This window comes from Streptomyces sp. NPDC034111, from assembly GCF_055575375.1.
This window is the reverse complement of record NZ_JBVIST010000035.1, coordinates 1-23,521: the sequence shown is the minus strand read 5'-3', so window position 1 is coordinate 23,521 and position 23,521 is coordinate 1. Positions and strand designations below refer to the sequence as shown.

General features: G+C 69.7%; 2 protein-coding genes. Both read left to right on the top strand.

All coding sequences use genetic code 11. From position 1 onward, the window contains the following. The coding region (locus tag ACZ55A_RS36660; RefSeq protein ID WP_468849375.1) for a type I polyketide synthase at nucleotides 1-4,174 on the top strand (4,174 nt) is incomplete at its 5' end. A gap of 49 nt (nucleotides 4,175-4,223) precedes the next feature. After that, nucleotides 4,224-23,521, top strand: a 19,298-nt coding sequence (locus ACZ55A_RS36655) for a type I polyketide synthase (protein WP_468849374.1), incomplete at its 3' end; no start/stop codon positions are given.

Below are 23,521 nucleotides of genomic sequence, written 5' to 3'. Positions count from 1 at the left end.
GTTTGTGGATTTCAGTCGGCAGCGTGGGTTGGCGGCTGATGGTCGGTGTAAGGCGTTTTCGGATGCCGCGGATGGTGCGGGCTTTTCCGAGGGTGTGGGTGTGCTGGTGGTGGAGCGGTTGTCGGATGCCCGGCGTAATGGTCATCGGGTGTTGGCGGTGGTGCGTGGTAGTGCGGTGAATCAGGATGGTGCGTCGAATGGTTTGACGGCGCCGAATGGTCCGTCGCAGCAGCGGGTGATCCGCCAGGCGTTGGCGGGTGCCGGCCTTACGGCCTCGGACGTTGACGTGGTCGAGGCGCATGGGACGGGGACGTCGCTGGGTGATCCGATTGAGGCGCAGGCGCTGCTGGCCACTTACGGTCAGGGGCGGGATGAGGATCGGCCGTTGTGGCTGGGTTCGGTGAAGTCGAATATCGGGCACACGCAGGCGGCCGCGGGTGTGGCCGGTGTCATCAAGATGGTGCTGGCGCTCCAGCACGGCGTACTGCCGCAGACGTTGCATGTCGATGAGCCGTCGTCGCATGTGGATTGGTCTGCGGGGCATGTGCGGTTGTTGAGGGAGGCGGTGGAGTGGCCGGAGGTGGGGCGGCCGCGGCGGGCGGGGGTGTCCTCGTTCGGTATCAGTGGCACCAATGCGCACGCGATTATCGAGCAGGCCCCGGCGGTGGAGGAGCCGGTGGTGGAAGAGCGCGTCGAGGGCGGAAAGTCGCTCCAGCTTCCCGCAATTCCCTGGGTGATATCAGGACGTGACGAAGCCGCTTTGCAATCGCAGGCCCAGCGACTTCGTGCACAGGTGGACGAGTCCGTCACCCAGACCGGCAGCTGGCTCGATCTCGCGGATATGGGCTTCTCCCTCGCAACGTCTAGGGAGGCATTCGACCACCGCGCTGTGCTGCTCGTGGAGGACCACGAGACCGCCGTCCAGGGATTGGCCGCGATTGCTGAGGGACGAAAGGAAGTTGGCGTCCTTAGCGGGGTCAAGAGTCAGGGGCGGTCTGCGTTCCTGTTCACGGGACAGGGTGCGCAGCGTCTCGGGATGGGCTGGGAGCTGTACGACACCTTTCCGGTTTTTGCTGATGCTTTTGATGAGGTGTGTGCTTGTTTTGATGGTGAGTTGGAGTCACCGTTGCGAGGGGTGGTGTTCGGTGAGGATGCGGATGCGTTGAATCGGACGGGATTCACTCAGCCGGCGTTGTTTGCGGTTGAGGTGGCGTTGTTCCGGTTGGTGGAGTCGTTCGGTGTGCGGCCGGATTTCTTGGTGGGGCATTCGATTGGTGAGTTGGCTGCTGCGCATGTGGCGGGTGTGTTGTCGCTGGGGGATGCGTGTCGGTTGGTCGCTGCTCGTGGGCGGTTGATGCAGGCGCTGCCGGCGGGTGGGGCGATGTTCTCCTTGCAGGCCTCGGAGGACGAGGTGTTGCCGCTGTTGGATGGCCATGAGCAGCGGGTGAGTGTTGCTGCGGTGAATGGTCCGCGGGCGGTCGTGGTCTCGGGTGAGGAAGCGGCGGTGGCGGAGGTCGCCGGTCGCTTTGAGGCTGAGGGTCGGAAGGTGAAGCGGCTGCGGGTGAGCCATGCGTTCCATTCGCCGCTGATGGAGCCGATGTTGGAGGAATTCCGGGCAGTCGCGGAGAGCGTGGATTTTGCGCAGCCGCGTATTGCGGTGGTCTCGAATGTGACCGGTGAGCTGGCCACGGCGGAGGAGCTGACCTCTCCGGAGTACTGGGTGCGGCATGTGCGGGAGGCTGTGCGGTTCGCCGATGGGGTGCGGTGGCTGGAGAAGCAGGGTGTGACCCGTTTCCTGGAGATCGGGCCGGACGGCACGCTGACCGGTATGGCGCAGGGTTGCGTCGACGGTACGAGTACAAGCCTCGTGCTGGTACCCGCACTGCGGAAGGACCGGCTGGAGCCGGAAGCTCTTCTGACGGCAGTCAGCGGCATGTTCGTCAACGGTGCGGAGGTGCAGTGGGATGCGCTCTTCCCTGGTGCTCAGCGGGTGGATCTCCCCACGTACGCGTTCCAGCATGAGAGCTTCTGGCCCAGCTCCTCGGGAACCGTGACCAAGGGCGTCGAGGATTACCGCTCCGACGATGGTGCCGCCTGGTTCTGGGAAGCCGTAGAGCGCGAAGACCCGCATGCCCTGGCCGGGGAGCTGGCTATCTCCGGTGATGCCTCGTGGGATGAGGCGTTGAGTGCGTTGTCGTCGTGGCGGCGGCAGCGGCGTGAGCGGTCGGTGGTGGACGGTTGGCGGTATCGGGTGGAGTGGAAGCCGCTCGTCGCACGGTCCGGCCATGCACTGGGCGGGCGTTGGCTTGTGGTGGCCGCATCGGAGGATGTGGAGTCCGAGGTTGTGGTGGAGGGGCTGGCGGCGCGTGGGGCGGGCGTGGAGCTGGTGGAGTGCTCCGCCGTGGAACACGTGGACCGTGGGCTGTTGGCGGAACGGTTGCGTGCGGCGGTTGCGGGTGGTGAGGAGCCGGTTGCCGGTGTGCTGGCGCTGGGTGCGCGCGATGCGGCGGGTACTGCGGTGCTGCTCCAGGCAGTGGGAGATGCCGGTGTCGGCGGGCGTTTGTGGGTGGTGACCCGCGGGGCTGTTTCCGTGGGCCGGTCGGACGCCGCACCCGATCCTGTGCAGGCTGCGGTGTGGGGTCTGGGTCGGGTAGCGGCGTTGGAGCTTCCGGATCGTTGGGGTGGTCTGGTGGATCTCCCGGAGGTTGTGGACCGCAGGGCGCTTGACCGACTGGCCGGAGTTCTGGCGGACGGTGGCGAGGATCAGGTGGCGGTGCGGGTGGCTGGTGTCTTCGGGCGCAGGCTGGTGCAGGCTCCCGTCCTCGCTGCTGATTCCGTCGATGGTTGGCGGCCGCGTGGGACGGTGCTGATTACGGGTGGTACAGGTGCGCTCGGTGCTCGGGTGGCGCGTTGGGTGGCCGAGCGCGGTGCCGAGCACGTGGTCCTCACCAGCCGCCGGGGCCCGGAGGCTCCCGGCGCGTCGGAGCTTGAGGCGGAGCTGTCTGCCCTCGGCGTACGAGTGACCATCGCGGCCTGCGATGTGTCCGATCAAGGCGCCATCGAGGGCTTGTTGTCGCGGTATCCGGTGGATGCGGTGGTGCATGCGGCGGGTGCCGTGGATTCGGTTGCTCTGGCCGAGGCGGAGCCGGCTCATTTCGATGAGGTGATGGGCGCGAAGGTTGCGGGCGCTGTGGTCCTGGACGAGGTGTTGGGGGACCGGCAGCTGGACGCCTTTGTCGTGTTCTCCTCGATTGCTGGTGTGTGGGGCAGTGGTGGGCAGGCGGCGTATGCGGCGGCCAATGCGTTTGTCGACGCGTTGGTGGAGGGGCGTCGTGCCCGTGGGTTGGTGGGTTCTTCCGTGGCGTGGGGGCCCTGGGCCGGCGGTGGTATGGCTGGTGTTGAGGGTGCGCAGGAGCATCTGCTGCGGCGTGGGTTGAGGGCACTGGATCCGGAGCTGGCGCTGTCCGCGCTGGAGCAGGCCGTGAACGGTGGCAGCGGTCAGGGTCCGGTCGTCGTGGCCGACATGGACTGGGAACGGTTCGTGCCGGCGTTCACCAGTACCCGTCCGAGTCCGCTGCTCTGCGACCTGCCCGAGGTCGCCGATGCCATGCGTAGCGGCACATCGCCGAAGGAGGCCGGAGACGGGCGCGAGTCCTTCCTCGGCAAGCTTGAGGGTGTCTCCGCGGTGGAGCGCGCCCAAGCGGTACTCGATCTCGTACGTACCCACACCGCTGCCGTGCTCGGACTCCGTGACGTCAAGGCCGTGGAACCCGTCAAGGCATTCCGGGACTTGGGCTTCGATTCGCTCACCGCGGTCGAACTGCGCGACGGGCTGAACGCCGACACCGGGATGCAGCTCCCCGCCACGCTGGTCTTCGACTACCCCACGCCGCAGCTTCTCGCGGAGCATGTGCACGACACCCTGTTCGGCGCGACGGAGGCCGAGCCGGAGGCTGCCGTACTCGCTGACCTGGAGCGTCTTGCCGGCGCGATTTCAGGATTTTCCCCAGAGAACCCGGCCAGGGGGCTCGTTGAGGCCCGTCTTCGGAGCATGCTGTCCGAGCTGGGCGGGGTGGCCGAGAGCGACGCGAAGTCCGCCGTGTCCCAGCAGCTGGACGCGGCGACGGACGACGAGATCTTCGATTTCATCAATCAGGAGCTCGGCCGTTCCTGAACGCCGTGGGTGAACCGTTCCGGTCTACAACGTATGGGGCAAGTTCCACATGGCGAATGAAGAACGGCTTCGGGACTACCTCAAGTGGGTCACCGCCGACCTGCATGAGACCCGTCGGCGCCTACAGGAGCTGGAATCGCAGCAGCAGGAGCCCGTCGCGATCGTCGGGATGAGCTGCCGTTTCCCCGGTGGTGTGCATTCACCGGAGGAATTCTGGCGCCTGCTGTGCAGCGGGGAAGACGCCATCTCCGAGTGGCCGCAGGACCGTGGCTGGGACGCCGATGCGTTGTACGACCCGGATTCACACGGCTCCGGCACGAGCTACTCCTGCAAGGGCGGCTTCGTCTACGACGCCACGGAATTCGACCCCGGATTCTTCGGGATTTCACCGCGCGAAGCGCTCGCGATGGACCCGCAGCAGCGGCTGCTGCTGGAGGCGTCCTGGGAAGCGTTCGAAGGCGCCGGAATCGACCCGCTCGGCATACGGGGAAGCCGAAGCGGTGTCTTCGTCGGATGCAGCGGCCAGGAATACGGCGCCGGCCTCCGGGACATTCCCGATGACGTCCGCGGTCATCTGCTGACCGGAAACTCGACCTCGGTCGTATCGGGCCGCGTCGCGTACGCACTGGGCCTCGAAGGCCCTGCCGTGACCGTGGACACCGCCTGCTCGTCCTCCCTGGTGTCCCTGCATCTGGCTGCCCAGGCGCTCCGGTCCGGCGAATGCACGCTCGCCCTGGCGGGCGGGGTGACGGTGATGGCGACGCCGGGTGCGTTCATCGAGTTCAGCCGGCAGCGCGGTCTGGCGGCCGATGGCCGCTGCAAGGCGTTCGCGGAAGCCGCGGACGGCACGGGATGGGCCGAGGGCGTCGGCATGCTGGTGCTGGAGCGGCTGTCGGACGCCCGGCGCAACGGCCACCGGGTGCTGGCCGTCGTACGCGGTACCGCTGTCAACCAGGACGGTGCGTCCAACGGTCTGACCGCGCCGAACGGCCCCTCACAGCAGCGGGTCATCCGGCAGGCTCTCGCCGCGGCCGGCCTTTCGCCCTCCGACGTGGACGCCGTCGAGGCACATGGCACCGGAACGTCGCTGGGCGATCCGATCGAGGCCCAGGCACTGATCGCGACGTACGGTCAGGAACGTGATGAGGACCGGCCGTTGTGGCTCGGTTCGGTGAAGTCCAACATCGGGCACACCCAGGCCGCCGCGGGTGTGGCAGGCGTGATCAAGATGGTGCTGGCGCTCCAGCACGGCGTACTGCCGCAGACCTTGCACGTGGATCGACCCTCGTCGCATGTGGACTGGTCGGCCGGGAACGTACGACTGCTCACCGAGGCCGTCAACTGGCCGGACCGCGACCGTCCGGGCCGCGCGGCGGTATCGGCCTTCGGCGTGAGCGGCACCAACGCGCACGCGGTGCTGGAACAGGCCCCCGAGGCCCCCGAGGCGGAGCCCACACCCGAAGAAGGACAGGACGACGGCACCACCGCATCCCATCGGCTGCCGATGCTGCCCTGGGTGCTCTCCGCCCGCAACGACACCGCACTGCGCGAGCAGGCGCGGCGCCTGCTCTCCCACGTCGACGCCCATCCCGGCCACGACATACGGGACCTCGCCCATTCGCTCGCCTCGACACGCGCCGCACTGGAGAACCGCGCCGTCGTCGTCGGCAGCAGCCGAGAGGATCTGATCGCAGGACTCGGCGCCCTGGCCCGTGACGAGCGCGGCGAAGGTGTCATACGGGGGACGGCGCAGGCCGGTGCGAAGACGGCCTTCCTGTTCACGGGGCAGGGTGCGCAGCGATGCGGAATGGGGCGTGAGCTGTATGACGCCTTCCCGGTCTTCGCGGACGCCTTCGATGCGGTATGCGCTTGCTTTGACGGTGAGGAGGACTCTTCTTCCTCCCTGCGGGACGTGATTTTCGGCGACGACGCGGAGGCGCTGAACCGTACGGAATGCACCCAGCCCGCGCTGTTCGCCGTGGAGGTGGCACTTTTCCGCCTCATGGAGTCGTTCGGTGTCCGCCCGGATTTCCTGGTGGGTCATTCGATCGGTGAGTTGGTGGCTGCGCATGTGGCCGGTGTGCTGTCGCTGGAGGATGCCTGCCAACTGGTCGCCGCCCGTGGCCGGTTGATGCAGGAGCTGCCGGTCGGCGACGGCGCGATGGTCTCCCTCCAGGCCTCGGAGGACGAGGTCCTGCCGCTGCTGGAAGGCCTTGAGCAGCGGGTGAGCATTGCCGCGGTGAACGGTCCGCAGGCCGTCGTGATCTCCGGGGAAGAATCCGCCGTCGCGGAAATAGCCGCGCGCTTCGAGTCCGAGGGACGGAAGGTGAAGCGGCTCCGGGTGAGCCACGCTTTCCACTCCCCGCTGATGGAGCCGATGCTCGACGAGTTCCGTGCGGTCGCTCAATCCATGGCGTATGCGGAACCGACGATCCCGGTCGTCTCGAATGTGACGGGTGAACTCGCCACGACCCGCGACCTGACCTCTCCCGACTACTGGGTGCGGCACGTCCGGGAATGCGTACGGTTCGCCGACGGCATCCGCCGGCTGGCGGAGCACAACGTCACTCGCTACCTCGAAATCGGTCCCGACGGCACGCTCACCGCGATGGCCCAGGCATGCCTGGAAGAGCCCCCGCAGGTAGCGGTCCCCGCACTGCGCAAGGACAGGCCCGAGGCGCAGCACATGGTGACGGCCCTAGCGCAGCTGTACGCGCACGGCGTCGCCCTCGACTGGCCTGCGCTGCTGCCCGGAACGCGCCCCGTTGAACTGCCGACGTATCCCTTTCAGCGTGAGCGTTACTGGCTGGAGGCATCCGGGACCGAGGGGGACGGCGTCAGCGCCCCAGCGCCCGACGGAGCCGATGCGGAGTTCTGGGACGCGATCGAGCGTGGCGACTCGGCGGCGCTGGCCGGGGAGCTGTCGATTGCCGGTGATGCCTCGTGGGATGAGGCGTTGAGTGCGTTGTCGTCGTGGTGGCGGCAGCGGCGTGAGCGGTCGGTGGTGGACGGTTGGCGGTATCGGGTGGAGTGGAAGCCGCTCGTTGCACGGTCCGGCCATGGACTGGGCGGGCGTTGGCTTGTGGTGGCCGCATCGGAGGACGTGGAGTCCCAGGTTGTGGTGGAGGGGCTGGCGGCGCGTGGGGCGCGGGTCGAGCGGGTGGAGTGTGCTGGGGGGGAGGAGCTGGACCGCGGGCTGTTGGCGGAAGGGTTGCGTGCGGCCGTTGGCAGTGGTGAGGAGCCGGTTGCCGGTGTGCTGGCGCTGGGTGCGCGCGATGCGGCGGGTGCTGCGGTGCTGGTCCAGGCGCTGGGGGATGCGGGTGTTGCGGGGCGTTTGTGGGTGGTGACCCGCGGGGCTGTTTCCGTGGGCCGGTCGGACGCCGCACCCGATCCTGTGCGGGCTGCGGTGTGGGGTCTGGGGCGCGTGGCGGCGTTGGAGCTTCCGGACCGTTGGGGCGGTCTGGTGGATTGCCCCGAGGTCATGGACCGCAGGGCGCTTGACCGACTGGCTGGAGTTCTGGCGGGCGGTGGCGAGGATCAGGTGGCGGTGCGGGCGTCCGGAGTCTTCGGCCGACGGCTGGTCCACGCACCGGCTCCGGTTCTCGCTGGGGACTCCGCCGATGGTTGGCGCCCGCGCGGCACGGTGCTGATCACGGGTGGTACGGGTGCGCTCGGCGCTCGGGTGGCGCGTTGGGTGGCCGAGCGCGGTGCCGAGCAGGTACTGCTCACCAGCCGCCGGGGCCCGGAGGCTCCCGGCGCGTCGGAGCTTGAGGCGGAGCTGTCCGCCCTCGGCGTGCGGGTGACCGTAGCGGCCTGCGATGTCGCGAACCCGGCCGCGGTTGAGGCGCTGCTGTCCGACCACCCCGTCGACGCCGTCTTCCACGCCGCCGGCGTACTCGACGACGGCATCCTCGACTCCCTCACGCCCGAACGGTTCGCAGCCGTGATGCAGGCCAAGGCCGCCTCTGCGGTGAATCTGCACGAGGCGACCCGGGACCGGGACCTCTCGGCCTTCGTCCTCTTCTCGTCCTTCGCCGGCACCCTCGGCGCCCCCGGCCAGGGCAACTACGCAGCCGCCAATGCCTTCTTGGACGCGCTCGCCGAGCAGCGTGCGGCCGAGGAGCTGCCCGCCCTTTCCCTCGCCTGGGGGCCGTGGGACGAGACCGGCATGGCGAGCGACAACGTGATGGCACAGCGCATGCGCCGGGGCGGTGTGTCTCCGCTGAGGCCGGACCTCGCCCTCGGCGCCATGGAGCACGCGCTCCACTCCGGGACAACCGGCCTGGTCATCGCCGACATCACCTGGACCGACTTCCGTTCCGCCTTCGCCGCAGTGCGCCCCAGCCCGCTGATCGGCGATCTGCCGGAGCTCCGTACCGAGCTCGAGCGCGCAGCCGGAACGGAGGACGAGGACCGCCCCTCCGAGCTGCGGCAACAGCTTGCCGGACTGGAGACGCCCGAACAGGAAAAGGTGCTCACCGACCTGGTCCGGTCGTACGCCGCGGGAGTGCTGCACTACGCGGGCCCCACCGAGGTTCCCCCGGACCGGCCCTTCCGGGACCTCGGCGTCGACTCCCTGCTCGCGGTGGAGCTCCGTAACGCACTGAGCCTGGCATGCGGCATCACACTGAGCGCGACGGTGGCGTTCGACTACCCGACACCGACCGCACTGGCCGGCTTCCTGCGCACCCGGATGGCTCCGACCTCGGTCCCGTCCCCGGCCCTGGACGATGTCGAGCAGCTGCCCACTTCCTCGGCGGTCGACGGGGACCCCCTCGTCATCGTGGGGATGAGCTGCCGGTTCCCGGGCGGTGTGGAGTCCCCGGAGGCGTTCTGGAAGCTGCTGGCGGAGGGAGCGGACGCCGTCGGAGAATTCCCGGCCGACCGCGGGTGGGACCTGCACTCCCTCTACGATCCCGACCCGGAACACCCCGGAACCAGCTACGTCCGCGTCGGCGGATTCCTGAAGAACGTGGACCGGTTCGAACCCGCCTTCTTCGGGATGAGCCCCCGGGAGGCTGTCGCGACGGATCCGCAGCAGCGTCTGCTCCTCGAAGTGTCCTGGGAGACGCTGGAGCGGGCCGGAATGGATCCGCATTCCCTGCGGGGCAGCCGGACGGGCGTCTTCGTGGGAACCAACGGCCAGGACTATCCGGCTCTGCTCGCCAATTCCCCGGACCCGGACGAATTCGACGGCTATATCGGCACCGGAAATGCCGCGAGCGTGGTGTCCGGGCGCGTGGCCTACACCCTCGGCCTGGAGGGCCCGGCAGTCACCGTGGACACCGCGTGTTCCTCGTCGCTGGTGGCCCTGCACTGGGCGGCGCAGGCCCTCCGTTCCGGCGAGTGCGACATGGCGCTGGTGGGCGGTGTGACGGTGATGTCCACGCCGGGCGCGTTCCTGGAGTTCAGCCGTCAGCGCGGGCTGTCGGCCGACGGCCGGTGCAAGGCATTCGCCGAGGGCGCCGACGGCACTGGCTGGGGCGAGGGCGTCGGGATGCTGCTCGTGGAGCGGCTGTCGGATGCCCGACGTAATGGTCATCGGGTGCTGGCGGTCGTGCGTGGCAGTGCGGTGAATCAGGACGGTGCGTCGAATGGTTTGACGGCGCCGAATGGTCCGTCGCAGCAGCGGGTGATCCGCCAGGCGCTGGCGGGAGCCGGCCTAACCGCCTCGGATGTTGATGTGGTGGAGGCGCATGGGACGGGCACGTCGCTGGGTGATCCGATCGAAGCGCAGGCGCTGCTGGCCACCTACGGTCAGGGGCGGGAAGAGGACCGGCCGCTGTGGCTGGGTTCGGTGAAGTCCAACATCGGGCACACGCAGGCCGCCGCGGGTGTCGCCGGTGTCATCAAGATGGTGCTGGCGTTGCAGCATGGCGTGTTGCCCCGGACGTTGCATGTCGATGAGCCGTCGAGTCATGTGGACTGGTCGGAGGGCAACGTGCGGCTGCTCACGGAGCCGGTCGCCTGGCCCTCGGCGGATGACGCCAGGGCGAGCCGGATCTCCCGGGCCGGAGTGTCCTCGTTCGGCATCAGCGGCACCAACGCACATGTGATCCTGGAGCGCGCCCCGGAACCGCCGCCCATCGCCGAGGTCTCCCAGGCCTTGCCGGAGCGCCCGTCCGTCGCACCGCTGGTGCTCGCCGCACGTACTGAGCCCGCACTCCGTGCCCAAGCGGCCCGCTTGCGAGCAGCCTACGAAAACAACCTTGAACTCGACCTGGCGGACCTGGGCTTCTCACTCGCCACGACCCGCTCCCTGCGTTTCGACCACCGCGCGGTGGTACTGGCGGACGCCCCCGACCCGGCATCGGTGATTCCCCGGCTGGCTGCACTTGCCGAGGGCCACAAGGCGCACGGTGTTGTGCAGGGAGCCAGGACGGAGGGACGGCTGGCTCTGCTGTTCGCGGGGCAGGGTGCCCAGCGGCTGGGAATGGGCCGGGAGTTGTATGAGGCGTTCCCGGTTTTTGCTGATGCGTTTGATGCGGTGTGTGCTTGTTTTGATGGTGAGTTGGAGTCGTCGTTGCGGGGGGTGGTGTTCGGAGCGGATGCGGATGCGGATGCGGATGCGGATGCGGATGCGGATGCGGATGCGAATGGGAATGGGAATGGGAATGAGGATGGGGATGCGGATGCGTTGAATCGGACGGGGTTCACTCAGCCGGCGTTGTTTGCGGTTGAGGTGGCGTTGTTCCGGTTGGTGGAGTCGTTCGGTGTGCGGCCGGATTTCTTGGTGGGGCATTCGATTGGTGAGTTGGCTGCTGCGCATGTGGCGGGTGTGTTGTCGCTCGCGGATGCGTGTCGCCTGGTCGCTGCTCGTGGGCGGTTGATGCAGGCGTTGCCGGCGGGTGGGGCGATGGTCTCGCTTGAGGCGTCGGAGGACGAGGTCCTTGCGGTGCTGGGCGGGCTTGAGCAGCGGGTGAGTGTTGCTGCGGTGAATGGTCCGCGGGCGGTCGTGGTCTCCGGTGAGGAAGCGGCGGTGGCGGAGGTTGCCGGTCGTTTTGAGGCTGAGGGTCGGAAGGTGAAGCGGCTGCGGGTGAGCCATGCGTTTCATTCGCCGTTGATGGAGCCGATGTTGGAGGAGTTCCGGGCGGTCGCGGAGAGTGTGGATTTTGCGCAGCCGCGTATTGCGGTGGTCTCGAATGTGACCGGTGAACTGGCCACGGCGGAGCAGCTGACCTCTCCGGAGTACTGGGTGCGGCACGTGCGGGAGGCTGTGCGGTTCGCCGATGGGGTGCGGTGGCTGGAGAAGCAGGGTGTGACCCGTTTCCTGGAGATCGGGCCGGACGGCACCCTCACCGCCATGGCGCAGCTCTGTCTCTCGGCCCCTGGTCTCCAACTGGCCCCCGCCCTACGGAAGGACCGCTCTGAGACCGAAGCGCTGATGGAGGCTCTTTCCCACGCGTTCGTACACGGCGCGGAGGTGGACTGGCGTGCGCTCTTCCCCGGTGCGCAGAAGGTGGATCTGCCTACGTACCCATTCCAGCGTGAGCGCTTCTGGCCGACGCCGGCACCTCACTCAGGTCCTCAGGAGGACTGGCGGTATCGGGTGGAGTGGAAGCCGGTGGAGGCGGGTGCCGGCCAGGAGTTGGAGGGGCGTTGGCTTGTGGTGGCCGCGCCGGAGGACGTGGAGTCCGAGGTTGTGGTGGAGGGGCTGGCGGCGCGTGGGGCGCGGGTTGAGCGGGTGGAGTGGGCCGCTGCGGAACGCGCGGACCGTGGGACGTTGGCGGAACGGTTGCGTGAGGCGGCCGGGGGTCGTGGCGAGCCGGTTGCTGGTGTGCTGGCGCTGGGGGTGGGCAATGCGGCGAGTGCTGCGGTGCTGGTGCAGGCGCTGGGTGATGCCGGTGTCGGTGGGCGTTTGTGGGTGGTGACCCGCGGGGCTGTTTCCGTAGGCCGGTCGGACGTCGCACCGGATCCTGTGCAGGCTGGGGTCTGGGGTCTGGGTCGGGTGGCGGCGTTGGAGCTTCCGGATCGTTGGGGTGGTCTGGTGGATCTCCCGGAGGTTGTGGACCGCAGGGCGCTTGACCGGCTGGTCGGGATTCTGGCGGATGGTGTTGAGGATCAGGTGGCGGTGCGGGCGGCTGGTGTCTTCGGTCGCAGGCTGGCGCAGGCTCCCGTTCTCGCTGCGGATCCCGCCGGTGGTTGGCGCCCGCGCGGCACGGTGCTGATTACGGGTGGTACGGGTGCGCTCGGTGCTCGGGTGGCGCGTTGGGTGGCCGAGCGTGGTGCCGAGCATGTGGTCCTCACCAGCCGCCGGGGCCCGGAGGCTCCTGGCGCGTCGGAGCTTGAGGCGGAGCTGTCTGCCTTCGGTGTACGAGTGACCATCGCGGCCTGCGATGTGTCGGATCGGGGTGCTGTTGAGGGGGTGTTGTCGGAGCATGCGGTGGATGCGGTGGTGCATGCGGCGGGTGTGGTGGATTCGGTTGCTTTGGCGGAGGCGGAGCGGGCTCATTTCGATGAGGTGATGGGCGCGAAGGTTTCTGGTGCTGTGGTCCTGGATGACGTGTTGGGGGACCGGCAGCTGGATGCGTTCGTGGTGTTTTCGTCGATTGCTGGTGTGTGGGGCAGTGGTGGGCAGGCGGCGTATGCGGCGGCCAATGCGTTTGTCGACGCGTTGGTGGAGGGGCGTCGTGCCCGTGGGTTGGTGGGTTCTTCCGTGGCGTGGGGGCCCTGGGCCGGCGGTGGTATGGCCGGTGTTGAGGGGGCGGAGGAGCATCTGCTGCGGCGTGGGTTGAGGGCACTGGATCCGGAGCTGGCGCTCTCGGCGCTGGAACAGGCCGTGAGTGGTGGCGGTGGTGAGGGTCCGGTCGTCGTGGCCGACGTGGACTGGGAACGGTTCGTGCCCGCGTTCACGAGTGTGCGTCCGAGTCCGCTGTTGCGTGAGGTGCCGCAGGTGCGGGCGGCTCTGGGTGCTGCTGGTGGTGGGGGTTCTGGTGCTGCGGTGGTGGTGCGGGAGCGGTTGGCGGGGTTGTCGGTGGCGGAGCGGGATCGGGCATTGCTGGAGCTCGTGCGTACGCATGCCGCATCGGTCCTCGGCTACAGCAAGCCGGCTGACCTCGAAACCGACGTCACCTTCCGCGACTTGGGCTTCGACTCGCTCACCGCGGTCGAACTGCGCAACGGCCTGAACGCCGAGACCGGACTGCGACTTCCCGCCACGCTGGTTTTCGACTATCCGACGCCGGTTGAGCTGGCGCGCTTCCTGAGTGGTGAGCTGTTCGGGACGGAAGCCGGTGTGGACTCCGATCTTCCCGTGGTGGTGTCCACCTCGGACGATCCGGTGGTCATCGTCGGGATGAGTTGCCGTCTTCCTGGTGGCGTGTCCAGCCCCGAGGACCTGTGGCGACTGGTGTCCGGAGCCGAGGATGCCATCTCCGGCTTCCCGACGGACCGTGGCTGGGACCTCGACGCACTCTTCGGGAGCGACGGAGACCAGTCCGGTGCGAGCCTTACGCGGTCGGGCGGCTTCCTGCACGACGCCGCACAGTTCGATCCCGCGTTCTTCGGGATCTCACCGCGTGAGGCGGTCGCGATCGACCCACAGCAGCGGCTACTGCTGGAAGCTTCCTGGGAAGCCCTCGAACGCTCCGGTGTCAGTCCCACGGCGGTCAAGGGCAGCCGTACCGGTGTATTCGTCGGTGCCAGCGCTTCGGGCTACGGGGTGGGCCTGCGGGAGGCTCCGGACGGTCTCGGGGGGCACTTGCTCACCGGAAGCTCGGGCGCTGTGGTGTCGGGTCGGGTGGCGTATGCGCTGGGTCTTGAGGGGCCGGCGGTGACGGTGGATACGGCGTGTTCGTCGTCGTTGGTCGCCCTGCATCTGGCTGTTCAGTCCCTGCGCTCGGGCGAATGCGACCTCGCCCTGGCCGGCGGTGTGACGGTTATGGGCAACCCCGGCGCCTTCGTCGAGTTCAGTCTTCAGGGCGGTCTTGCTGCTGATGGCCGTTGTAAGGCGTTTTCGGATGCTGCTGATGGCACGGGGTGGGCTGAGGGCGCTGGTGTGCTGGTGGTGGAGCGGCTGTCGGATGCCCGGCGTAATGGTCATCGGGTGTTGGCGGTCGTACGTGGCAGTGCGGTGAATCAGGACGGTGCGTCCAACGGCCTCACCGCCCCCAACGGCCCCTCCCAGCAGCGCGTCATCCGCCAGGCCCTGGCTGGTGCCGGTCTAACGGCCTCGGACGTGGATGTCGTCGAGGCGCATGGGACGGGGACGTCGCTGGGTGATCCGATTGAGGCGCAGGCGCTGCTGGCCACTTACGGTCAGGGGCGGGATGAGGACCGGCCGCTGTGGCTGGGTTCGGTGAAGTCCAACATCGGGCACACGCAGGCGGCTGCGGGTGTGGCCGGTGTCATCAAGATGGTGCTGGCGCTCCAGCACGGCGTACTGCCGCAGACGTTGCATGTCGATGAGCCGTCGTCGCATGTGGATTGGTCGGCGGGGCATGTGCGGTTGTTGAGGGAGTCGGTTGAGTGGCCGGAGACGGGGCGGCTGCGTCGGGCGGGTGTGTCGGCGTTCGGTGTGAGTGGGACGAATGCGCATGTGGTGATCGAGCAGGCCGTGGAGGCGGACTCGGGCGGCGCTTCGGTTGGTGTGGTGTGTGGGTCGGGTGTGGTGCCGTGGGTGGTTTCGGCGCGCAGTGGTGCGGGTCTGCGGGCGCAGGCGCAGCGGTTGGCGGCGCACGTGGGGGAGCGGCCTGAATTCGGCCTGCCTGAGGTGGGGTACGCCTTGGCCACGACGCGAGCGCCCTTCGAGCACCGAGCCGTCGTACTCGGCACCGAACGCGAGGACTTTCTCCGGGGCCTTGCCGCCGTGGCAGAGGGAACCGCTGCCGTCAATGCAATGACTGGTGCGGTGGGCGCAGGCGGGCGGCTGGCCCTGCTGTTCGCTGGCCAGGGTTCCCAACAGCTGGGTATGGGCCGGGAGTTGTACGAGGGCTTTCCGGTCTTCGCGGACGCGTTTGATGCGGTGTGCGTGCACTTCGACGGCGAGCTGGAGTCTTCGTCGCTGCGGGAGGTGATCTTCAGCGAGGACGCGGAGGCGTTGAACCGTACGGAGTTCACCCAGCCCGCGCTGTTCGCCGTAGAGGTGGCGCTGTACAGGCTCGTGGAATCCTTCGGCGTACGGCCGGATTTCCTGGTGGGCCACTCCATCGGTGAGTTGGTGGCTGCCCATGTCGCGGGTGTGTTGTCGCTGGAGGATGCTTGCCGGCTGGTGGCTGCCCGTGGTCGGTTGATGCAGGCGTTGCCGGCCGGTGGCGCGATGGTCTCGCTCCAGGCCTCGGAGGACGAGGTCGTGCCGCTCCTCCAAGGCCTTGAGGAACGGGTGAGCATTGCCGCGGTGAACGGTCCGCAAGCTGTCGTGATCTCCGGTGAAGAATCCGCCGTCGCGGAGATCGCCGAACACTTCGAGTCCGACGGCCGGAAGACGAAAAGGCTCCAGGTGAGCCACGCCTTCCATTCCCCGCTGATGGAGCCGATGCTCGACGAGTTCCGGGCAGTGGCGCAATCCGTGACGTACGAAGAGCCGAAGATTCCGGTCGTCTCCAACGTGACCGGTGAACTCGCCACACCCCAGGACCTGATGTCCCCCGACTACTGGGTGCGGCATGTCCGGGAAGCCGTACGCTTCGCCGACGGCATCCGCTGGCTGGAACAGCACGAGGTCACCCGGTTCCTGGAGATCGGGCCCGACGGCACGCTCACCGCTATGGCACAGGCATGCCTCGAAGCGGACACCGGCCACGTCCTCGTACCCACCCTGCGCAAGGACCGCCCAGAGGCCACCAGTCTCCTCACCGCCCTCGGCCAGGCCTACGCACACGGCATCACCGTCGACTGGTCCACCCTCTTCACCAGCGCCGACACGGCCACTGACACCGACACGGAAACCGACAGGGAAAGCATCCGCACCCCTGTCGACCTGCCCACCTACGCCTTCCAACACCAGCGCTACTGGCTCGACATACCGTCGTCCCTCACCGCAGACGCCCCATCGATCGGTCTTGCCGCCGCCGAGCACCCTCTCCTGGGCGCGGCGGTGTCCCTGGCCGGTAGCCATGAGGTGGTGCTGACCGGACGCCTCTCGCCGCGCACACAGCCGTGGCTCGCCGAGCACCGCGTCGCGGGGGCGATCGTCGTACCGAGCACAGCCTTCCTGGAGCTGGCGGTGCGGGCAGGAGACGAGGTCGGCTGCTCCCACGTCAGGGAACTCGTCCTCGAGGCTCCGCTGGTGCTCCCCGAGGACGGGGGTGCGGTCCAGTTGCAGCTGCGGATTGAGGAACCGGACGCTTCCGGCAACCGGGCTCTCGGGGTGTACGGACGTCCCGCGGCGGCGTCGGCCGATGCTGCGTGGGCGCGGCATGCGAGCGGTGTCCTGACGGAGAACGTCTCGCCGGAGACCTTCGACTTCGCGGCCTGGCCGCCCTCCGGCGCGCTGCCCGTGGACATCGATGACCTGTATGACGGGCTGGCGGCGGCCGGGTTCGACTATGGTCCGGCTTTCCGCGGCATACGGGCTGTCTGGCGGGGCACCGACGGCAGCGTGTACGCCGAGGCCGAACTGCCGGAGTCTCCGGCCGGAGCCGGAGCCGGGGCAGGGTCCCGGTCCGCGGGTGAGGGGTTCTGCCTCCACCCCGCCCTGTTGGACGCCTCCCTCCACCCGCTCGGCCTCGGACTGCTGGACGGTGTGGCAACAGAGGCCGTTCTCTTCACGTGGAGCGGCGCCTCCCTGCACGCGACCGGCGCGTCCGAACTGCGGATTCGTCTCAGCCGTCGTGGACCCGACGAGGTGGCCCTCCAGGCATCCGACGGATCAGGGCAGCCGGTGATCGGTGTCGAGTCGATGCTGATGCGCAAGCCCGGCGCACTCCGGGACGACCGGACTCCCTCACTGCCGGCATCGCTCCTCCGCCTCGACTGGGCACCGATGGACGTACGTGCGCCTGCGGGCACGGCCGCCGACGCACCACGTCCGACCGTTGTAGGGGCCGGCCCACTCGGCCTCGCTGACGTACTGGACACCCCCGCTGCCGAGTGCACCGAGGCGGAGCTCGTGGCCACCGTCGCCACAGCGGCCGATCTTCAGACCGCCCTCGGCGTTCTGCGTGAACGGCTGGTCCGGGAGCCGTCCGCCCGCCTGACCCTCGTCACCCAAGGTGCTCTCACCCTCCATGACGACGCTCCGACGGGAGAGGCCAGGGAGGTCGGCGAGACCGCCGGGACCGCTGAGACCGCCGGCCTCTGGGCCGAACTCCGCGCCGCCCAGGCAGAACAGCCGGACCGGATAGTCCTCGTAGACGTCGACGACCACGTCGACTCTCTGCGTGTCCTGCCCGTCGCGCTCGCCAGCGGTGAGGCGGAGATGGCTGTCCGTCGAGGCGAGGTGTCGGCGCTGCGCCTGATCAGGTGTGCATCGAGCGCGGCCGCCACTCGGCTTGAGGTGGAGCCCGGCGGAACAGTCCTGGTCACCGGCCCCTACGCGGAGCAGGTCGCCGCAGTGCTCGACGTCGACGCGCGCGTGGAGACCCTCACCTCTCACGACCACGACGAACACGAAGAAAAGAACACCGCCACCTCAATCCAAGCCGCCCTCACCGCAATCCAAGCCTCCACACACCCCCTCCGCGCAGCCATCCACACCGCAGACCTCCGCCGAAGGCACGACATCGAGATGGCCCGCCGCCTGGACGAGCTGACGGGCGGGCGTGCCGGGAACGGACACGGAGAAGGGCACGGGGACGGAGACGAAGACGGGAAGGAACGCGGACGTGTTGCACCGTCCCTGCTCATCCTCATAGGCACCGGCCCAGCCGACAATCCGTCGCACGGCCAGCTGGCCGCCCTTGCCCACCAGCGCGCTGCCGCCGGCCTGCCGGCCCTGGCGCTGCTGCCGCCGCCCGGTGCCGGGGTCCCGGGGCTGGAGGCGCTGTCGGCCGAGGAGTCCGTGGCGTTGGTCGGCGCCGCCCGGGCGACGGGACGGAGCGTGCTGCTGCCCGCGCGGGTGGACCGGGCCGCGTTGCGCGGCTCCGCAGTGCCCCTGCCGTCGGTTCTCAGCGTGCTGGCGCAGGGCTCCGGGCGTCGGGTCGCCGCGCGTCAACGGGGGGCGGTGGTCTCCGGGTTGGCGGGAGAGCTTGTGGGGAAGGGCGTGGCCGAACGTGGTCGCGTGTTGTTGGGTGTCGTACGTACCCAGATCGCCCATGTCCTCGGCTACGCCGGCGGTGACGAGGTGGAGCCCTCCCGGAGCTTCACCGACCTTGGGTTCACCTCCCTCACCGCCGTCGAGCTGCGTAATCAGCTCAGGGAGGCCACGGGTCTGGCGCTGCCCGCCACGCTGGTGTTCGACTACCCGACCCCGGCGTCACTCGCCCGCTATCTGGACGGTGAACTCACCGGCGAAACCAGCGGAATCGGCGGAATCGGCGGAACTGGCGAATCCGCTGAATGGGTGCCCCAGCCGTCCGCGGCGCGCCTCGACGACGACCCGGTCGTCATCGTCGGGATGAGCTGCCGCTACCCCGGCGGTATCCGTACCCCGGAGGAGCTGTGGGAGCTGGTCGCCGCGGGCGGTGACGGGATCTCCCCGCTCCCCGCCGACCGTGGCTGGGACCTGGACAGCCTGTATCACCCGGACCCGGACCACCCGGGCACCTGCTACACCCGCGAAGGCGGCTTCCTGCACGACGCCAGCCACTTCGATCCGGGCTTCTTCGGGATCAGCCCCCGCGAGGCGCTGTCGATGGACCCGCAGCAGCGGCTGTTGCTCGAAGCGTCGTGGGAGGCACTGGAGCGTTCCGGAATCGACCCGGTGGCCGCACGCGGCTCCCTCACCGGTGTCTTCGCGGGCGTCACCTACCAGGACTACATCGGCATCCTCGGCGGGGCACAGGACAGCTTCGAGGGGTACATCGGCACCGGCAACTCACCCAGTGTGCTGTCCGGGCGCATCGCCTACACCCTCGGGCTCGAGGGGCCGGCCGTCAGCGTCGACACCGCCTGTTCGTCGTCGCTGGTCGCCCTGCATCTCGCCGTCCAGTCGCTCCGTCAGGGCGAGTGCGACCTCGCGCTCGCGGGCGGTGTGACGGTGATGTCCACCCCGGGCTCGCTCATCGAGTTCAGCCGGCAGCGGGCGCTCGCCGAGGACGGCCGCTGCAAGCCGTTCTCGGCCGACGCCGACGGCGCGAGCTGGGCCGAGGGCGTCGGCATGGTGGTCGTCGAGCGGCTGTCCGACGCCCACCGCCACGGGCACCCCGTACTGGCCGTCGTCCGCGGCAGCGCCCTCAACCAGGACGGCGCGTCCAACGGCCTCACCGCCCCCAACGGCCCCTCTCAGCAGCGCGTCATCCGCCGGGCGCTGGCCGCTGCCGGACTCGGTCCGCAGCAGGTGGACGCCGTCGAGGCGCACGGTACCGGGACGACGCTCGGCGACCCGATCGAGGCCCAGGCCCTGATGGCGGCCTACGGACGGGACCGGGACGAGGACCGTCCGTTGTGGCTCGGCTCACTCAAGTCCAACATCGGCCACAGCCAGGCCGCCGCCGGTGTGGGCGGCGTCATCAAGATGGTCATGGCGCTGCGCAATCACGTGCTGCCCAAGACCCTGTACGCCGACCAGCCCAGTCCGCACATCGACTGGACCGCGGGCCACGTACGCCTGCTCAACGAGGCCATCGCCTGGCCGGATGGGGACGAACCGCGCCGGGCCGGTGTCTCCTCGTTCGGGATGAGCGGCACCAACGCCCACATCATCGTCGAAGAAGCACCCGGGCAGCAGACCCCGCCGGAGGCCGCCGAGGCCGCCGAGGCCCCCGAGGCTCCCGCGGTCTCCGCGCTGCCAGTGGTGCCGGTGCCGCTGTCCGCGCGCACCGAGGACGCGCTGCGCGACCAGGCCGCACGGCTGCGCTCCCACCTGCTGGCCCGGCCCGGTGACTGCGACCTCAGCGGCCTCACCGACCTCGGTTTCTCGCTCGCCACCACACGTTCCGCATTCGAGCACCGTGCGGTGCTGGTCGCGGCCGACCGGGACGGCCTCGATCGCGGCCTGCGCGAGATCGCCGAGGGCGCGCTGGTCTCCGACACGCCGCGAGGCGTCGCCCGCGACGGCAGCGCCCGCCCCGTCCTGGTCTTCCCCGGCCAGGGCAGCCAGTGGGCCGGCATGGCCCGCGAACTGCTCGACAGCTCACCCGTGTTCGCAGACCACATCGCCGCCTGCGAACGCGCCCTCGCGCCCCTCGTGGACTGGTCGCTGACGGCCGTCCTGCGCGGCGACGCCGACGCACCCGACTTCACACGCGTCGATGTCGTACAGCCCGCCCTGTGGGCCGTCATGGTGTCGCTCGCCGAGGTATGGCGCTCGTACGGAGTGGAGCCCGACGCGGTCGTCGGGCACAGCCAGGGCGAGATCGCCGCCGCGTGCGTTGCCGGGGCGCTGACCCTGGACGACGGGGCGCGTGTGGTGGTTCTGCGCAGTCGGGCACTGACCGCCGTCACGGGTGGCGGCGGCATGATGTCCGTCCAGCTGCCCGCCGACGCGGTGCGCGAGCGGATCGCACCGTGGGGCGAGGAGCTGTCCGTCGCCGCGGTGAACGGGCCCGCCTCCGTCGTCGTCTCCGGCGCCGCGGAAGCGCTCGACGAGCTGTTCACCGCGCTGACCGCCGACGGTGTGCAGGTCCGCAAGGTCTCCGTTGACTACGGCTCCCACTCGGCGCAGGTCGAGCCGGTGCGCGCCGAGGTGCTCGAAGCACTCGACGGCATCAGCCCGTCCGTTGCCGCCGTCCCGTTCTTCTCGACCGTGACCGGTCGGTGGCAGGACACCTCCGGGCTCGACGCCGACTACTGGTACACCAACCTGCGGCAGACCGTGCGGTTCGAGGACGCCATCCGCGGTCTGCTCGCGGCAGGCCACCGGTCGTTCATCGAGGTGAGCCCGCACCCCGTACTGTCCGGCGGGGTACGCGACATCGCGGACGCACTCGGCGTGGACGCCGCCGTGCTCGGCACCCTGCGCCGGGAGGCGGGCGGCCCCGACCGCCTCCTCACCTCCCTCGCCGAAGCCCATGCGCAGGGCGTGACCGTCGACTGGGCCGCCGTCTTCGCGGGCACCGGCGCACACCGTGTCGACCTGCCGACCTACGCGTTCCAGCGCGAGCGGTACTGGCCGCAGGCGCGGGAACTGGCCGCCGGCGCCGGCGAGGACACACCGGCGTCCGACGCCGTCGAGGCCCGGTTCTGGGAGACCGTCGAACAGGAAGACCTCCAGGCGCTGACCGAGACGCTCCACGTCGACGGCGACGAACCGCTCAGCGCCGTACTGCCCGCGCTGTCGTCGTGGCGCAGGAACAGCCGCGAGCGGTCCACCGTCGACGGCTGGCGGTACACCGTGCGCTGGTCGCCGCTCGCCGAGCGCACCGCCGCCGTCCTGCACGGCACCTGGCTGCTGATCGCCCCCGCGGCGGAAGCCGCCGACGGCGACGCCCGCACGGCCGCCGTCCAGGACGTGCTCGCCGCGCTCACCGCGCACGGCGCCCAGGTACGTCTCGTGGAACTGACCCCCGAGGACGGCTCCGACCGTGAGCGGACCGCCCTCCGGCTGCGCACCGCGCTCGGCGACGACGACGTACCGGGCGACGGCGAGGTCAGCGGCGCGGTGGGCGGCGGCGAGGTCACCGGCGTCCTGTCCCTGCTCCCGCTGGACGAGCGGGCCCACCCCGCACACCCCGCCGTGCCCGTGGGCGTGTCCGGCACCCTGTCCCTCGTCCAGGCACTCGGCGACCTCGGCATCGAGGCGCCCCTGTGGTGCGGGACCCGCGGAGCCGTCGCCATCGGACGCTCCGAATCCGTCACCCACGCCCACCAGGCCCTGGTCTGGGGCATGGGCCGGGTCGCCGCCCTGGAACACTCCGACCGCTGGGGCGGCCTCATCGACCTGCCCGAAACGCTCGACAAGCGGGCGGCGGACCGGCTCTGCGCCCTGCTCGCCGGACCGGACGGCGAGGACCAGATCGCCCTGCGCGCCTCCGGCGCCTACGGCCGTCGTCTGGTACGCGCCCCACTCGCCGGCACCCCGCCGCAGCGCACCTGGCGGCCCCGCGGCACCGTCCTCGTCACCGGCGGCACCGGCGCCGTCGGCGGACACATCGCACGCTGGCTGGCGCGGCAAGGCGCCGAGCATCTGCTGCTCACCAGCCGCCGCGGCGCCGACGCACCGGGCGCAGCGGACCTCCGGGCCGAACTCACCGCGCTCGGCGCCCGCGTCACCCTCGCCGCCTGCGACGCCGCCGACCGTGAGGCGCTGCGCGACCTGCTCGCCACCGTCCCCCAGGAGTACCCGCTCGACGCGGTCATGCATGTCGCCGGCTCCCTCGACGACGGCGTGATCGACTCCCTCGACCCGGGCCGGATGGACACCGTGCTGCGCGCCAAGGTCACCGCGGCGCTCAACCTCCACGAACTGACCCGGGACCTGGACCTGTCCGCGTTCGTGCTCTTCTCCTCCACCTCCGGCACCATCAGCGGCCCGGGCCTGGGCAACTACGCGCCGGGCAACGCCTTCCTCGACGCACTCGCCGACCGGCGCCGCGCCGACGGACTCCCCGCCACCGCCGTCGCCTGGGGCCACTGGTCCGGCGACGGCATGGGAGAGGGCGCCGTCGGCGACCGGCTCCGCCGCTACGGCGTGTACGACATGCAGCCCGAGCTGGCCTGCGGCGCACTCCAGCAGGCCCTCGACCACGACGAGAGCTATGTCTCCGTCACCGACCTCGGCTGGGACAAGTTCACCCCCGCCTTCACCGCCTCCCGGCCCAGCGCCCTGCTGCGCGACCTCCCCGACGCCCAACACGTCCTGGAGACCGCGCAGGAGAGCGACGACACCGGCTCCGACGCGGCCGCCAAGCTGCTCCAGCACCTCGCCGGAGTCGCCGAGTCCGAGCGCGCCGCCGTGGTCCTGGACGTCGTCCGCAGCTATGTCGCCACCGTGCTCGGCTACGCCGGGCCCGCGGCGGTCGACCCGGAACGCGCCTTCAGCGACCTCGGGTTCGACTCGCTCAGCGCCGTCGAGCTGCGCAACGGCATGAACGGCATCACCGGCCTGCGGCTGCCCGCCACGCTCGTCTTCGACTACCCCACCTGCGCGGTCCTCGCGGACTTCCTGCTGGCCGAACTCTCCGACCGGACGACGACCGACGACGCACTCGCGCCGGCACCGGCCGCCCTCCCGACCGGACCGGCCGACCATGACGAGCCGGTGGCGATCGTGGCCATGAGTTGTCGGTTCCCTGGCGGGGTGGAATCGCCGGAGGAGTTGTGGGGGTTGTTGTGTGCGGGTGGGGATGGTGTGGTGCCTTTCCCGTCCGA